Below are 14,942 nucleotides of genomic sequence, written 5' to 3' on the forward strand. Positions count from 1 at the left end.
GCCCAGGTGTGAGATGCGCACCGAGCGCTGCAGCCTCGCCAGGGTCGCCAGCCGCTGCGGCGCCGTCGGGCCGCCCGGGGTCGATTGCCGCATCTCGGTCTCGAACCTCAGCGCGGCGATACAGGCCAGAAGCCAGCGCGCCGCCGCCCGTTTGCTGGACCCGCCGGTGACGTTTTCACACAGACGGGCCAGTTGCTCGGCCTCCGCCAGAGCGGTCGGGCAATCCTTGACATAGGCGGCGACGAAATCGGCGGCGACCAGACGTCTGGAGCGTTCGATAAAGGCGTTCTGAACCTCTTCCAGGCTGAGCAGCCGTCCCGCCGACGCGGTCAGCCCCATGGCCAGCACGCGCAGAATATCGATCTCGCCGACCGGGTCAGAGGGCCGCAGACGACGCTGGCCCGTCAGCTCCCGCACCACCATCCGCGTCAGCGAGGCGGTCAGCAGCGAGGAGCCGCCCGCCGCCAGATGTTCGCCCAGACGTCTAGCGGGTCCCTCGACCTGCGGCGTCAGACGGGCCATGCGCCCGTCCACCGTGATCAGGGCCTCGACCTCACGCGGGGCGATCATGCGGATCACGGCGGCCAGATTGGCGCCCAGATCCAGCGACGGCTCCAGAATCTCGATCACATTGGCGCGCACCGCCAGCATCTCGGCGGCGATCTGTTCGACGGCGCCCAGCACCAGGGCGCGTTCCGGTCCATCCGCCGGTGCGGCGGCGACCAGATCCATCAGGGCGTCCAGACGCGCACGCGCGCCCTTCTTGCCGACCAGGGCCTGCGACACCACGCCCCCCATCGCAAAGACCCGCTCCGGTTCATCGACCAGACGGCGCGCCACATCGGCGACGGATGTCTTGTCCAGGGACGGAAATCGTCCGTCCCGCCGCGCCTTCAGCAACCGCGCCACCGTGGCGTCCGCCAGCCGCTGATAGTGCCGGATCATGGCGTGGACTTCCTGGCCCGAGGCCTGGGCTTCCGGCACGGCGATCTTCTGAACTGCGTGCTGCAGCTCCACGCCCGACGCCTCCAGCATCTCGGCCAGATCGGGTCGGTGCAGCAGCTCAAAGGCCGTCACGCCCTGACGCTTCAGCCAGTCCTCCAGCACCCGCGCCACCAGCATGCGCGCATGGGGCGCATAAAGCTCTACAGGCGTGCTGCAGGCCGGGCGATGGTCGACTTCGGTCGTAGTCTTCACCTTCTGCTCCGGCATGCCGAGGTTCAGAATGACGACACTCTGAAACGCCATCGTATCCGGGTCCAGCGTCTCTTTGGTGACACGTACGGCGACGGCCTGTTTGGAATCGATGTGTTCCTGCGCCGTCTCGACCGCGTGCCTGCGGTTCTCCGACGCAATCAGCAAGGTCCAGCCCGACAGGACCGTCTTGCGCACAAAGACTTCGTAATGGATCGGCCCGGCCATGGTCCGCTGTATAACCGCCAAGCCTTTAAGACCGGTTGCGGACCCGGCTGAACGATGAATTTTCCGCGAGACGACGGAGGCGGGGACCTCCTTACGTTGAAATCATGTCATGAAGGCCCAATTAAACGGCCCTATTGTGAACCAGATCGAACGGTTACGCTTGCCGCGCGTTCTCGCTCGCGGGAACGCTAAGTTCAGGAGAAGCTCTTTGGCGAACATCACTCTGGTCGACGACGACGAGAACATCGTCGCCTCCGTCTCGCTGGCGTTGGAAAGTCACGGCCACAAGATCACGGCCTATCATGACGGGGCCGCCGGCCTTGCGGCGCTGGAAAGCACGCCGCCGGATCTGGCGATCCTTGATGTGAAGATGCCGCGCATGGACGGCATGGAGGTGCTGCGCCGTCTGCGTCAGACCTCGCAGATCCCGGTCATCATGCTGACGTCCAAGGACGAGGAGATCGACGAGATCCTCGGCTTCAACCTCGGCGCCGACGACTATATCCACAAGCCGTTCAGCCAACGCCTGCTGATCGAACGGGTGAAGGCCCTGCTGCGCCGCACCGGCGCCGACGGCATCGAGGCCGAACCGACCGCCGACATTTCGGGCAAGGCCATCAAGCGCGGCAAGCTGTCGCTTGACCCCGCCCGCCACGAATCCATGTGGGACGGCAAGCCGGTCAAGCTGACGGTGACCGAATTCCTGCTGCTGCAGGCCCTGGCCCAGCGCCCCGGCTTCGTGAAGAGCCGCGACAACCTGATGGACGCCGCCTACGACGATCAGGTCTATGTCGACGACCGCACCATCGACAGCCACGTGAAGCGGATGCGCAAGAAGTTCCGCGCCGTGGACAATGAGTTCGACGCGATCGAGACCCTGTATGGCGTCGGCTACCGCTACCGCGAAAGCTGACCTCTCCGGGCGCAGGCCCGAGGACGAAACGCCCGCCCGCCGAAGACGCTTCCGCTTCGGCGGCTCGCGGCTGGGCGGTTTCATCCTGTCGCTGAACCTGCTCAGCCTGCTGATCCTGTTCGGGGGCGCCCTGCTGCTGAACGAATGGCGTCAGGGGCTGATCGAGGCGCGTCAGGAATCCCTGACTGTCCAGGCCGAACTTCTGGCCAACGTCCTGCGCGAAGAAGGCGTGACGCGCGGCGTCCCCACGCCCGAACTGGACCTGGAGCGCGCCTCCATCTGGCTGACCGACCGCTTCATCCCGGCGGGGCAGCGGGTGCGCTTGTATGACAGCAACGGCCTGCTGGTGGTCGATTCCTATCAGGTGACCGAGGCCGTCAGCGGCCAGCCTCTGGGCGCAGCGCAAGCCGCCGGAACCCCCGTCGCCGACGACAGCCGCAAGAAGGCGCGTGAAGCGGAGGAAGCCGAAAAGGCCGAGGCCGCCATTCGGGGCGAGGTCAATGGCGCCCTCGACGGCCGTTCGGTCGTCACTGTCCGCCGCAATGAACAGGGCGAGCGCGTCGTCTCGGTCACCATCCCTGTGCGCCACGTGCGTCAGGTGCTGGGCGCCCTGACCGTCGAGGCGGGCAATGTCGATGAAATCCTCAGCGCCCAACGCCGCGCCCTGATGCCCTTCGCCCTGGTGGCGCTGGGGGTGAACCTTCTGGCGTCACTGATGCTGCACCTGTTCGTGGCCCGCCCGGTCATGCGTCTGTCGGCGGCGGCGGATCAGGTGAAGCTGCAACGCGCCCGCGCCATCTCCCTACCCGATCTTGAAGACCGCAAGGACGAGATCGGCGATCTGGCCCGGTCCCTGGAATCCATGACCGACACCCTGTCGACGCGGATGGACGCCATCGAACGCTTCGCCGCCGATGTCTCGCACGAGATCAAGAACCCCCTGACTTCGATCCGCTCGGCGCTGGAGACCCTGCCTCTGGTCAAGACGGACGAGCATCGCGACAAGCTGACCAACCTGCTGCAGCAGGACGTGCGGCGTCTGGACCGGCTGATCACCGACATCTCCAACGCCTCGCGTCTGGACGCTGAGCTGTCCCGCGACCGCCCGCGCGCCATCGAACTGAACAAGCTGCTGGGCGACATCGTCGGCGTCTATGAGACCACGGCCAAGCCGGGCGACATTCCGGTGCATCTGTCCCAACCGCAGGACTTCCTGCGCGTCATGGGCCGCGACGGACCTCTGGGTCAGGTGTTCCGCAACCTGATCGACAACGCCCGCTCGTTCAGTCCCGCCGACGGCGTGGTGCGCGTGACGCTGGAAGAGACCGATGGCGACCAGCCGATCCACATCCGCGTCGAGGACGACGGCCCCGGCATACCGGCTGAAAACCTGGAGACGGTGTTCGAACGCTTCTACACCTCGCGGCCCAAGGGGGCGGCCTTCGGCTCAAACTCAGGCCTTGGCCTGTCCATCGTGCGCCAGATCGCCGAGGCGCACGGCGGCCGCGCCTGGGCCGAAAACCGGCTGGATGAGACCGGAGCGGTTCTCGGCGCCCGGTTCGTGATCGCCCTGCCTGCGGTGGGCAAACGCGCATGACCCAGGTCCAGCCCGTCCACGCCACCACGGTCGCCCGTTTCGGCCCGGACGGCTGGCGGGCGGTGATGCTGCTGGGCCCATCCGGCGCGGGCAAGAGCGATCTGGGCCTGCGCCTGATCGGGCGCGGCTGGAAGCTGGTCAGCGACGACTACACCCGCGTCTGGGCGTCTGAAGGCGCGGTCTATGCCACGGCGCCCGTGCAGATCGCGGGGAAAATCGAGGCGCGTGGCGTGGGAATCGTGTCCGTCGAGACACGTTTGATCGCCAGAGTCGTCCTGGCCGTCGCCTGTCTGCCAGAGGCGGTGGAACGGCTTCCAGAGCCGCAAACACGGCGTTTCGAAGGGGTGGACCTGCCCCTGTTCGCCCTCGACCCGCGCCTGCCTTCGGCCCCCGACATGGTCGATGCGGCGTTGCTTACGCTTTGACCCTACAGATAACGGGTCTATGACAGGCCTCTTGCGGTCCTGAGCGGGCGCGTCCGGGCGCCAGCCGGGGCGAAGTCGACGTGCTGGGACGGTTTGGGCGGGTTGCGAGTGAAGTCCTTATGATCGGTCTGGTCATCGTCACCCACGGGGGACTGGCGTCAGAATTTCTTTCGGCGATGGAGCATGTGGTCGGCCCGCAACGCGGCGTCGCGGCCATCTGCATCGGCCCCGAAGACGACATGGAGCGTCGCCGTCGCGACATCGTCGACGCGGCTGCGGCCGTGGACGACGGCGACGGCGTCATCCTGCTGACCGACATGTTCGGCGGCACCCCCTCCAACCTGGCCATCTCGGTGATGGAGCAGACCAAGGCCGAGGTCATCGCCGGGCTGAACCTGCCCATGCTGATCAAGCTGGCCAGCGTGCGCAGCCGCGAGACGCTGGAGGCCTGCGTCGCCCACGCCCAGGATGCGGGGCGCAAATACATCTCAGTCGCGTCCTGGGTTCTTGCGGGCGAAAAATGAGCACAGAGGCCCGGTTCGACATCTGCAACACGCGCGGTCTGCACGCCCGCGCCTCGGCCAAGTTCGTCAAACTGGCCTCCAGCTTCGAAAGCGAGATCCAGGTCACCCGCGACGGCGTGACCGTGGACGCACGCTCGATCATGGGGCTGTTGATGCTGGGCGCCGGCATCGGCTGCAGCATCGATGTCTCGGCTGAAGGCCCGGACGCCGACGAGGCTATCGAGGCCCTGCGCGATCTGGTCGCGCGTAAGTTCGACGAAGACCAATAGGGCGCGTCCGGCGACGCAAACGCCACAGGCCCCTCCAAAGGTCGCAAACCCGTCCCCATATGGAGCGCGGCGGTTGACCCCGACGGGTCTGGCGCCTAAGCCCCGCGCAGCATCGCAAGCGCTGAACGATCAGAGGATATCATGGCCGAAGCCCCCGCTCCCTACGACGTCGTCATCATCGGCGGAGGGCCGGGCGGCTATAACGCCGCGATCCGCGCCGGTCAGTTGGGCCTGAAGGTCGCCTGCGTCGAAATGCGCGGCACACTGGGCGGCACCTGCCTGAACGTCGGCTGCATGCCGTCCAAGGCCCTGCTGCATGCCTCGGAACTGTGGGAAGCCGCCAACGGCGAGTTCGCCAAGATCGGCATCGAGGTCTCGCCCAAGCTGAACCTGGCCCAGATGCAGAAGTCCAAGGACGAGAGCGTCCTGGGCCTGACCAAGGGCATCGAGTTCCTGTTCAAGAAGAACAAGGCCGACTGGATCAAGGGCAAGGGCAAGATCGTCGGCAAGGGCAAGGTCGAAGTCACGGCCGAGGACGGTTCGATCCAGACGCTGGAAACCAAGAACATCGTCATCGCCACCGGCTCCGAGCCGACCCCGCTGCCGGGCGTCGCCTTCGAGGCGGGCAAGGTCATCGACTCCACCGGCGCCCTGTCGCTGCCGTCGGTGCCCAAGAAGCTGATCGTGGTCGGCGCGGGCATCATCGGTCTGGAGCTGGGTTCGGTCTGGCGCCGTCTGGGCGCAGAGGTCACCGTGGTCGAGTTCCTGGACCGCATCACGCCCGGCATGGACACCGAGGTCGCCACCACCTTCCAGCGCACCCTGACCAAACAGGGCATGAAGTTCAAACTGGGCGCCAAGGTCACGGCCGCCAAGTCGGGCAAGGACGGCGTTGAACTGACGGTCGAACCGTCGGCAGGCGGCGCTGCGGAAACGATCAAGGGCGACGTCGTCCTGGTCGCCATCGGCCGTCGTCCCTACACGGACGGCCTGGGTCTGGAGAACGTGGGCGTCACGGCTGACAAGCGCGGCTTCATCGACCACGACCACTTCAAGGTCGCTGACGGCGTGTGGGTGATCGGCGACGTGACCCACGGTCCAATGCTGGCGCACAAGGCGGAAGAAGACGCCGTCGCCGCCATCGACATCATCGCGGGCAAGTACGGCCACGTCGACTACGCCCTGGTTCCCAGCGTCGTCTACACGGCCCCGGAAGTCTCGTGGGTCGGCCAGACCGAGGAACAGCTCAAGGCTGCTGGCGTCAACTACAAGAAGGGCAAGTTCCCCTTCATCGCCAACAGCCGCGCCAAGATCAATCACGAGACCGATGGCTTCGTGAAGGTGCTGGCCGACGCCGCCACGGACAAGGTTCTGGGCGTCCACATCATCGGCCCGCAGGCTGGCGAGATGATCCACGAAGCCGCCATCACCATGAGCTTCGGCGGCGCGTCGGAAGACATCGCCCGCACCTGCCACGCCCACCCGACCCGTTCGGAAGCCGTGCGTCAGGCCGCCATGGATGTCGAAGGCTGGGCCATGCAAGCCTGATCGGGCTGCATCGCTGAAAACAGAAACGGCGCGCTCCTTGCGGGGCGCGCCGTTTTTCTTTGTGCATCCCTCTCCCGGCGGGAGAGGGCTTGAGCGCACGGCGGCATAGCCGTCGTTCTGGCGCGAAAGGGTGAGGGTCCTACATCCGGACTGGTCCGCCGCAGAACCCTCATCCGACCCTTCGGGCCACCTTCTCCCAACGGGAGAAGGAAGTCGCCTCGACTACTCCGGACGAACGCGCTTCTTGCGGAACGAGGGGTTCAGCGTCTGCTTGCGCAGGCGGATCGACTTCGGCGTCACTTCAACCAGCTCATCGTCATCGATGTAGGCGATGGCCTGTTCCAGCGACATCTGGCGCGGCGGCGTCAGGCGGACCGACTCGTCCTTGCCCGAGGCGCGAACGTTGGTCAGTTGCTTACCCTTGATCGGGTTGACGTCCAGGTCGTCCCAACGGCTGTTCTCGCCGATGATCATGCCCTGATAGGTCTTTTCGCCCGCGCCCACGAACATGACGCCGCGGTCTTCCAGGTTCCACAGGGCGAAGGCCGCCGTGTCGCCGTCCGAGTTCGAGATCAGCACGCCCTTCAGACGGCCAGCGATCTCGCCCTTGTGCGCTTCATAGTGGCTGAACACGCGGTTCAGCACGCCCGAGCCGCGCGTATCGGTCAGGAACTCGCCCTGATAGCCGATCAGCGAACGCGACGGGCACTTCAGCTGGATGCGGGTCTTGCCTGCGCCCGACGGGCCCATGTCGGTCATTTCAGCCTTACGGGCCGACAGCTTCTCAATGACGATGCCCGAGAACTCATCGTCCACGTCGATCATGACGTCTTCGATCGGCTCCAGACGCTCGCCGTTCTCGCCAGTCTTGAAGACCACGCGCGGACGCGAGATCGAGACCTCGAAGCCTTCGCGGCGCATGTTTTCAATCAGAACGCCCAGCTGCAGTTCGCCACGGCCGGCAACCTCATAGGCGTCGCCGCCTTCGGTCGTGGTCACGCGGATGGCGACGTTGGCTTCGGCTTCCTTCAGCAGGCGGTCACGGATGACGCGCGACTGGACCTTGTCGCCTTCGCGACCGGCCAGCGGGCTGTCGTTCACCGAAACCGTCATCGAGATGGTCGGGGGATCGATCGGCTGGGCGGGCAGGGCGTCGGTGACTTCCATGGCGCACAGGGTGTCAGCCACGGTGGCCTTGGACATGCCGGCGATGGCGACGATGTCGCCTGCTTCCGAACCCTCGTCCAGAGCCTGACGCTTCAGGCCGCGGAAGGCCAGAACCTTGGTGATGCGGCCGCGTTCGATTTCCTTGCCGTCACGGTCCAGGGCGTGGATGGCCATGCCGGGAACAGCCTTGCCGGACTGGATGCGGCCGGTCAGCAGGCGGCCCAGGAACGGGTCGCTTTCGATCAGGACGTTCAGCATCTGGAACGGCTTGTCGCGGTTTTCCTGAACCTTGGGCGCCGGGACGTGCTCGACGATCAGGTCGAACAGCGGGTGCAGGTTGTCGCTGGGGACGTTCAGATCCAGCGTCGCCCAGCCGCTGCGGCCCGAGGCGTAGATGTGCGGGAAGTCCAGTTGCTCGTCCGTCGCGCCGATGGCGGCGAACAGGTCGAAGGTTTCGTTGTGGACGCGGTCCGGATCGGCGTGGGCGCGGTCGACCTTGTTGATGCACAGGATCGGGCGCAGGCCCATCTTCAGCGCCTTGGTCAGCACGAACTTGGTCTGGGGCATGACGCCCTCTTCGGCGTCGACCAGGATGACGCAGCCGTCCACCATGCCCAGGATGCGCTCGACTTCACCGCCGAAGTCGGCGTGACCGGGGGTGTCGATGATGTTGATGCGGGTTTCGCCCGCCTTGCCGTTCCAGAGCACCGAGGTGCACTTGGCCAGGATGGTGATGCCGCGTTCTTTTTCCTGATCGCCGGAGTCCATGGCGCGCTCAGTCGTGGCCTCGTTGGCTCGGAAGACGCCGGATTGGGCGAGAAGCGCGTCAACCATGGTCGTCTTGCCGTGGTCAACGTGGGCGATAATAGCGACGTTACGAAGGTTCATATCGGGCTCGGGCGGACTGTGTTCGGTCACGGAAAAGGCCGCGCCGCTGCAACAAGATGCAGATGTGGGAAGGATTTCAGGCGGCCTCTTACAGCCCTCAGCGCCAAAACGCCAGTGCGGTGAAATCTCCCGGTCGGATTATCGCTGCGGATGATCCGTGCGCGCACAAACGAAAAAGGGCGGCGGACCTGTGTCCGCCGCCCCCATCCGCGATATTTCCAGCCCTAAGGCATCAGACCTTGGCGGCCCGCGTGATGGCCCAGCGGTACAGCGCAAAGGTCAGCACGAAGAAGCCGACGACGCCCGCCAGCATGGCGGGCCATGCGGAATCCGCTGGCAGCATGGCGAACGGCGCGTCGCTGCGGGTCGAGACGATGACGCCCGCCGTCAGCACGCCGAACAGGCTTTCGCCCACGATCAGACCCGAGGCCAGCAGCACGCCCATGCGGCGCGCCACATCGGCATAGCGGGTCGAGCGCGAAGCCCGGTCGTACAGCCAGCCGCAGACGGCGCCGATGACCAGCATGGTCGTGACGGCGGCGGGCAGATAGAAGCCGATGCCGACGGCCAGAGGCGGCAGTTTGACCTTCTTGTTGGTCGCCTTCTCCAGCACCGCGTCCAGCACGATGATGACCAGACCGATGGCCGCGCCCAGACCGATCAGGTCCCAGCGCAGATCGCCGCCGATGACGCCGCGCGCCAGGGCCGAGATCAGGGTGGCCTGCGGCGCCGCCAGGGTCTTGGTGCCCTCGACGATGGCCGCCGGGCCGCCTTCGAAGCCGAACGCCTGGTTCAGCAGGTTCAGGATGAAGGGGATGACCAGGGCGCCGGCGGCGACGCCGACGATCAGGGCCGTCTGCTGACGCCACGGCGTGGCCTCGACCAGTTGGCCGGTCTTCAGGTCCTGCAGGTTGTCGTTGGCGATGACAGCGACCGAGAAGACCACCGCCGTCACGATCAGGGCGAAGGCGATGATCGACGGGTCAGCAGGCACGCCTGCAATGGCCATGACGCCCAGCATCAGCAGCGAGGCGATGATGATGGCCAGGATGCCGACGCCCGACACAGGACTGTTCGACGAACCGATCAGACCGGCCATGTAGCCGCAGATGGCCGCCACGGCGAAACCGATCAGCACCACATAGACCAGGCCGCCGATCACCAGCAGCGGCGTGGACGACGCCAGGGCAGGGGCGCTCTGGGCGAACCAGGCCAGCAGACCGGCGATGCCGATCAGGCAGACCACCGAGATCGAACCGACCAGCTTAATCGGCAGGTCCTGTTCCGTGCGGTCCAGCACTTCGCCATGCTCACGCTTGGCGTTGGCGGCCAGGGCCGAGGCCAGACCTGCGACCAGAGGTCCGGCCAGTTTGATCAGGGTCCAGATGGCGGCGACGCCGATGACGCCTGCCCCCATGAAGCGGACTTCACGGCTCCAGACCGTCATGGCCAACTGCTCGGCGTGGGCGCCGGCAGGCAGGGTTCCGGCGATCGAAGGAATGCCGTGCGCCGTCAGCCAGGCGACCGTGTCAGGGCTGGTCAACAGCGGCACTGCAATGCCCCAGGCCAGGATCAGGCCGAACAACTGGGCCAGACCGACGGTTAGACCGATCAGGTGGCCGGCGCCCAACAGGGCGAACTGCATGCCAAAGCCCATGCCCGTGGCGCCGCCACCGAGCGCGGCAGGCAGTTTGATGAATTTGGCGGCTTCACCGGCGAAGACGCGGCCTGCGACCAGCAGGGAATAACCGGCCGAAACCACGGCGCCCGCAACGACGATCCACAGACCCGACTTGTTCTCGCGAACTGCGCTCTCGGTCTGTTCAGCCCCGCGCGAACCGACCTTCAGCACCTCGGCGGCGGCGACGCCTTCGGGGTAGGGCAGGCCGCCGTTGGTGACCAGGGCGCGACGCAGCGGGATGGAGAAGGTCACCCCCAGAATGCCGCCCAGGATACAGATGGCGACCGACTGCCAGAACGGGAACTCCAGCCACCAGCCGATCATCACCAGACCGGGCAGGACGAAGATGATCGAGCTCATCGCGCCGCCGACCGAGGCGACGGTCTGCACCGTCATGTTCTCCCAGATGGTCGAGGTGCGGAAGATCCGCAGGATGGCCATCGAAATGACCGCCGCCGGGATGGCCGAGGCGAAGGTCAGACCGACCAGCAGGCCCAGATAGGTGTTGGCGGCGGTGAAGACCACGGCCAGCAAACAGCCCAGCACCAGCGAGCGGAGCGTCAGTTCTAGCCGCTTGCCGCCAGGCTTTGGCGTTGCGGCGGTATTGTCAGTCATTGAAGAATTCCCACGTTTGCCGGGACCGTAAGCGCAGAATGACGCAGGCGGCAACAGGGCGTCGTGGTCAAGCCGACGACGAAAGCGCGCGAACACCCCTGCGGATCGGCGCCCAGACCCTGTAGGGCGCGCCGCACATCAGCTGATACAGGGCAGCCATGACCACCGCCGTCAACGCCCAGGACAGCAGTATGTCCGACAGATAATGCCCCCCGAACGCCAGCCGGTTCATCGACAGGGCGAAACCATAGATCGCCATGAGCGGCAGGGCCCAGGGCCGCCACGCCACCGGCGTCAGCACCATCGCCGCCCCGACCATCCAGGCCGCGCCCGACCCTTCGCCCGACACAAAGGAACAGTTGGTCTGGCAGGCGTCGCTGGGCGCCCAGACAGGCGTGAACTGTCCCGCGCCCCCGAACAGGTCGGTCTGCACCGGTCGGGCGCGGCCCCACAGGTCCTTGAACACCAGATTGACGACCAGACCGGGTCCGACCGCCAGGGCGGCGATTGCGAAGATCAGCCTGCGCACCCGCACCCGCACCGTCCGCCCCCGGTTCAGCCGCCAGACGATCCGCCCAGCCGCCCCCAGCAACATCAGGACCATCACGAAGGTCGAACTTTTCCTCAGCCCCCGCAGCACCCAGTTTCCGGCCAGGGTGAAACCGGCGTCAGGCCGGTAGAACAGGCGGCTGACTGCGATGTCCACGTCCGGGAACATCAGGAAATAGACGCTCAAGCCCACTATGGCCGCAGCCGCCAGTATCGCCGCCTCTTCCGCCGTCACCGCCCGCCACGGACGTTGGCGCAAGATCAGCGTGACCGCGCGTGTCAGGGCTGACCGAATGCGGCCCTCGGTGTGGATGCGGATCATGGCCCCCCCAGGCGATGCTGGGCAGGCTTCTGGCCGAACCGCATGTCAGGCGCATGAGGGTTCGGATGCGGTTTCATGTCGGAGCGCCGACCTGACGGCGGTCTTGGCCTGACGGCGACGAAAAGCTACCACTGCGCCATGCCTGAACTTCCTGAGGTCGAAACCGTCCGACGCGGCCTGACGCCGGTGCTGGAGGGGGCGCGTCTGTCGCGTGTGCGGATCAACCGGCCCGATTTGCGTTTTCCCTTCCCGGACCAGTTCATCGACCGGCTGGAGGGCGCCGTGGTCCAGCGCATCGACCGCCGCGCCAAATATCTGCTGGCGCCCCTGTCGACCGGCGACACCTGGATCACCCATCTGGGCATGACCGGACGGTTCACCCTGGACGGCCTGCAGTTGGGCGAGTTCGAGGAACCGGCGCCCATCGCAGGCAAGCACGAACATTTCAGCGCCTGCGCGGTGCGCGACGACGTGGCCACCCGCATCGGATACGCCGACGCACGCCGCTTCGGCTTCATGGGCCTGATCCCCACCGCCAGCATCGACCTGCACCCCTGGTTCGCGGGGCTTGGTCCCGAACCCCTGGGCAACAGCTTCTCCGGCGCCCATCTGGCCGAGGCTTTCGACGGCAAGAAACAGAACATCAAGGTGTCGCTGCTGGACCAGCGGGTCGTGTCCGGCCTGGGCAATATCTATGTCTGCGAGGCGCTCTACCGCGCCCGCATCTCGCCTCTGGTCGCGGCAGGATCATTGTCCCGGCCCCGGTTGGAGCGGTTGGCGACCGAGGTGCGCAATGTGCTGAACGACGCCATCGCGGCGGGCGGCTCCACCCTGAAGGACTTCGCCAATGTCGAGGGCGGGCAGGGCTATTTCCAGCATCGTTTCGACGTCTATGGCCGCGAAGGCGAGCCCTGCCGCACCGAGAGCTGCAAGGGGACCGTCGCCCGCGTCGTCCAAGGCGGCCGTTCGACCTTCTACTGCCCCGTCTGCCAGAAGACGTAGCGTCCCTAATCCGCCGCGTCCTCAATGGCGTGAATGTCATCATCGCTCAGCCCGAAGTGGTGGCCGATCTCGTGAACCAGCACATGGGCGATCAGTTCGGCCAGCCCCACGTCGCCGCGTTCACACCACTCGTCCAGAATGGGGCGGCGGTACAGGAACACCCGCGATGGTTCGAACGCCGGACCAAGACCGTCGCGGCTGCCGATGTCCACGCCGTGATAGAGCCCCGTCAGTTCAAACGGATCCTCGATCTCCAGATCCTTCAGCGTCTGTTCGTCGGCGAAGTCGTCTATGCGGAACACCACCTCGCCCGCCGCCTGCCGGAAGGGGGCGGGCAGGGCGTCGAAGGCCTCGCGGGCCAACCGGGCGAAGTCGTCGAGGGAGGGGGCGAAAACGTCGGTCATGCCCACCGATATCGTCGTCCTGACGCAGGGCTGCAATCGGACGTGATGACGCTGCAACGGAAAAGGCGCAAATTCGCGCGACTGGGGTATGTTAACCGCGAATCGCGTCGCAGGGAGACACATGGCCGAGGCCGACATCGCCTATGTCGCCACAGCAGGGGCCGCCGGGCTGGCGCTGGCCGTCAGCGCCTGGGCCGTGCGCCTGCGCGCGCGCCTGGCCTCCGCCAGCGACCTGGCTCAGGACAAATGCGCCGACGCCCTGGCCGAACTGGGCCGCCATGAGAGCATGTTGCGCGCCTTTGACGACGTCAGCCTGCCGCTGACGCCCGAAGGTCGTCCTGCGGGCGATCCCATCGGCCCTGCCGAACTGATCGCCCGCCTGTCCGACGAAACCGTCGATCCGGGCGAGGCCATACTGGCCCGACTGGCCGAAACCCACGCCGCCCTGATTGAGGCCCTGGTCCATACAGGCGAGGCCTTCGAGGGTCTGCTGACGCTGGACCATGAGCCGTGGCGGATCGAGGGCCGCGTCGCGGGCGGCGTCGCCTGGGTGCGGCTGTCGCCAGCCTCCAGCCTGACCCTGACCGGCAGCGAAGCGGTCGAGAGCGGCCTGGCCCTGCTGGCCGACGCCTCACCGACGCCGACCTGGGTCGTGGACGGCGCCGGAAAGCTGGCGTGGGCCAACCGCGCCTGGCTGATCGAGGTCGGGGCCGAAACCATCGAACAGGCGCTGGAGAAGAACCTCAGCTTCGACCGGGGCGCCGACGCTCTGGCCGCCGAAACAGGGCGTCTGGGCGTGCGGCAGGAGGGCTTCCGCTGGACGACCGGCGGCGGCGCGCGGCGCGCCTGGCGCATCATCGCTGAACCGGCGGGCGGGGGCGCCGTCACCGTCTTCGCCATAGAGGTCACCGAGGCCGAAGAGACCCGTGACAACCTGCGCCGTCACGTCGAGGCCCATGACGAGACCCTGAACCATCTGGCCGACGCCGTGGCCATCTTCGGCCCGTCCAAGCGTCTGGCCTTCCACAACACCGCCTTCCAGACCCTGTTCGACATCGATCCGGCCTGGCTGGATGAACGCCCGACCCACGCCGAGTTGCTGGACCGCCTGCGCCAGCGCCGCCGCCTGCCTGAAGTGGTCGACTACGCAGGCTGGAAGGCGCGCGAGCTTCAGTTCTATGAGGCGTCCGAGGCCTCGCCCGACGACAGCTGGTCCCTGCCGGACGGGCGCACCCTGCGCGTGGTGCGCCAACCCCACCCGCTGGGCGGCATCCTGCTGATCTTCTCGGACATCACCGACGAGCTGCAGCTGCGCAGCCGCTTCAACGCCCAGCTTCAGGTCCAGCGCGCCACGCTGGACAAGCTGAACGACGCCGTCGCCGTATTCGGATCGGACGGTCGCCTGCGCCTTCATAACGAAGCGTTCGAGGGCTTCTGGCGCCTGACCGGTGTCCAGATCGAGGCGGCGACCGAGTTCAACGCCCTGGCCGAGCTGTGTAAACAGGTTCTGCCCGATCCGGCCCTATGGCTGGGCCTGAAGGCGCGCGTCGCCGATCCCGATCCTGAAAGCCGCGTGGCCATTTCGGGCGAGGGCCGCACCACCGACGCTGTCTCTT

General features: G+C 66.5%; 13 protein-coding genes. 8 read left to right on the plus strand and 5 right to left on the minus strand.

From position 1 onward, the window contains the following. Positions 1 to 1,422, minus strand: a 1,422-nt coding sequence (locus QZ281_RS16545) for a hypothetical protein (RefSeq protein ID WP_292230266.1), incomplete at its 3' end; no start/stop codon positions are given. A gap of 208 nt (positions 1,423 to 1,630) precedes the next feature. Here QZ281_RS16545 and QZ281_RS16550 point away from each other — a divergent pair. From QZ281_RS16550 to lpdA, 6 genes are all read left to right on the plus strand, one after another. Next, positions 1,631 to 2,335: a response regulator transcription factor gene (locus QZ281_RS16550; RefSeq protein ID WP_201098386.1), complete on the plus strand. Its 705-nt coding sequence runs from the start codon at positions 1,631 to 1,633 to the stop codon at positions 2,333 to 2,335. After that, entirely contained in the window at positions 2,304 to 3,932 is a 1,629-nt protein-coding gene (locus tag QZ281_RS16555; protein WP_292230267.1) for an ATP-binding protein, read from the plus strand. Before QZ281_RS16550 ends, QZ281_RS16555 begins: the two co-directional genes overlap by 32 nt. After that, positions 3,929 to 4,357: a serine kinase gene (locus QZ281_RS16560; protein ID WP_292230268.1), complete on the plus strand. Its 429-nt coding sequence runs from the start codon at positions 3,929 to 3,931 to the stop codon at positions 4,355 to 4,357. Before QZ281_RS16555 ends, QZ281_RS16560 begins: the two co-directional genes overlap by 4 nt. 119 nt (positions 4,358 to 4,476) lie before the next feature. Next, the gene (locus tag QZ281_RS16565) at positions 4,477 to 4,881 is read left to right on the plus strand and encodes a PTS sugar transporter subunit IIA (RefSeq protein ID WP_201098390.1); all 405 of its coding nucleotides are present in this window, start codon (positions 4,477 to 4,479) and stop codon (positions 4,879 to 4,881) included. Next, positions 4,878 to 5,150: an HPr family phosphocarrier protein gene (locus tag QZ281_RS16570; protein WP_292230270.1), complete on the plus strand. Its 273-nt coding sequence runs from the start codon at positions 4,878 to 4,880 to the stop codon at positions 5,148 to 5,150. The genes QZ281_RS16565 and QZ281_RS16570 overlap by 4 nt, the downstream gene beginning before the upstream one ends. 141 nt (positions 5,151 to 5,291) lie before the next feature. Then, positions 5,292 to 6,698 (plus strand): dihydrolipoyl dehydrogenase, encoded by a 1,407-nt coding sequence (gene lpdA, locus QZ281_RS16575; RefSeq protein WP_292230272.1) that lies wholly within the window; start codon positions 5,292 to 5,294, stop codon positions 6,696 to 6,698. Positions 6,699 to 6,920: 222 nt separating this feature from the next. Here lpdA and typA read toward each other — a convergent pair whose 3' ends face one another. From typA to QZ281_RS16590, 3 genes are all read right to left on the minus strand, one after another. Next, a complete protein-coding gene (typA, locus tag QZ281_RS16580) occupies positions 6,921 to 8,753 on the minus strand; it encodes a translational GTPase TypA (protein WP_292230274.1) in 1,833 nt (610 codons plus the stop codon). Between the two features lie 232 nt (positions 8,754 to 8,985). Next, a complete protein-coding gene (locus QZ281_RS16585; RefSeq protein WP_292230276.1) occupies positions 8,986 to 11,049 on the minus strand; it encodes an oligopeptide transporter, OPT family in 2,064 nt (687 codons plus the stop codon). Positions 11,050 to 11,116: 67 nt separating this feature from the next. Continuing rightward, positions 11,117 to 11,920, minus strand: a complete 804-nt coding sequence (locus QZ281_RS16590; RefSeq protein ID WP_292230278.1) for a phosphatase PAP2 family protein — start codon at positions 11,918 to 11,920, stop codon at positions 11,117 to 11,119. A gap of 138 nt (positions 11,921 to 12,058) precedes the next feature. Here QZ281_RS16590 and mutM point away from each other — a divergent pair, with 138 nt between their 5' ends. Continuing rightward, complete coding sequence (mutM, locus tag QZ281_RS16595; RefSeq protein WP_292230283.1) at positions 12,059 to 12,922, plus strand: bifunctional DNA-formamidopyrimidine glycosylase/DNA-(apurinic or apyrimidinic site) lyase; 864 nt, start codon at positions 12,059 to 12,061, stop codon at positions 12,920 to 12,922. Positions 12,923 to 12,927: 5 nt separating this feature from the next. Here mutM and QZ281_RS16600 read toward each other — a convergent pair whose 3' ends face one another. Further along, positions 12,928 to 13,326, minus strand: a complete 399-nt coding sequence (locus QZ281_RS16600) for a metallopeptidase family protein (RefSeq protein ID WP_201098403.1) — start codon at positions 13,324 to 13,326, stop codon at positions 12,928 to 12,930. A gap of 121 nt (positions 13,327 to 13,447) precedes the next feature. Here QZ281_RS16600 and QZ281_RS16605 point away from each other — a divergent pair. Next, positions 13,448 to 14,942 (plus strand): PAS-domain containing protein (locus QZ281_RS16605; RefSeq protein WP_292230281.1); only part of this gene is annotated, 1,495 nt, incomplete at its 3' end.

The sequence above is a fragment of the Brevundimonas sp. genome, assembly GCF_018608325.1.
In the GTDB taxonomy this organism is placed as follows: Bacteria; Pseudomonadota; Alphaproteobacteria; order Caulobacterales; family Caulobacteraceae; genus Brevundimonas.

Coding starts and splice junctions, on each gene's coding strand:
- QZ281_RS16555 (WP_292230267.1), top strand. CDS start 2,304: ATGGCGTCGGCTACCGCTACCGCGAAAGCTGACCTCTCCGGGCGCAGG.
- QZ281_RS16560 (WP_292230268.1), top strand. CDS start 3,929: ATGACCCAGGTCCAGCCCGTCCACGCCACCACGGTCGCCCGTTTCGGC.
- QZ281_RS16565 (WP_201098390.1), top strand. CDS start 4,477: ATGATCGGTCTGGTCATCGTCACCCACGGGGGACTGGCGTCAGAATTT.
- QZ281_RS16570 (WP_292230270.1), top strand. CDS start 4,878: ATGAGCACAGAGGCCCGGTTCGACATCTGCAACACGCGCGGTCTGCAC.
- lpdA (WP_292230272.1), top strand. CDS start 5,292: ATGGCCGAAGCCCCCGCTCCCTACGACGTCGTCATCATCGGCGGAGGG.
- typA (WP_292230274.1), bottom strand. CDS start 8,753: ATGAACCTTCGTAACGTCGCTATTATCGCCCACGTTGACCACGGCAAG.
- QZ281_RS16585 (WP_292230276.1), bottom strand. CDS start 11,049: ATGACTGACAATACCGCCGCAACGCCAAAGCCTGGCGGCAAGCGGCTA.
- QZ281_RS16590 (WP_292230278.1), bottom strand. CDS start 11,920: ATGATCCGCATCCACACCGAGGGCCGCATTCGGTCAGCCCTGACACGC.
- mutM (WP_292230283.1), top strand. CDS start 12,059: ATGCCTGAACTTCCTGAGGTCGAAACCGTCCGACGCGGCCTGACGCCG.
- QZ281_RS16600 (WP_201098403.1), bottom strand. CDS start 13,326: ATGACCGACGTTTTCGCCCCCTCCCTCGACGACTTCGCCCGGTTGGCC.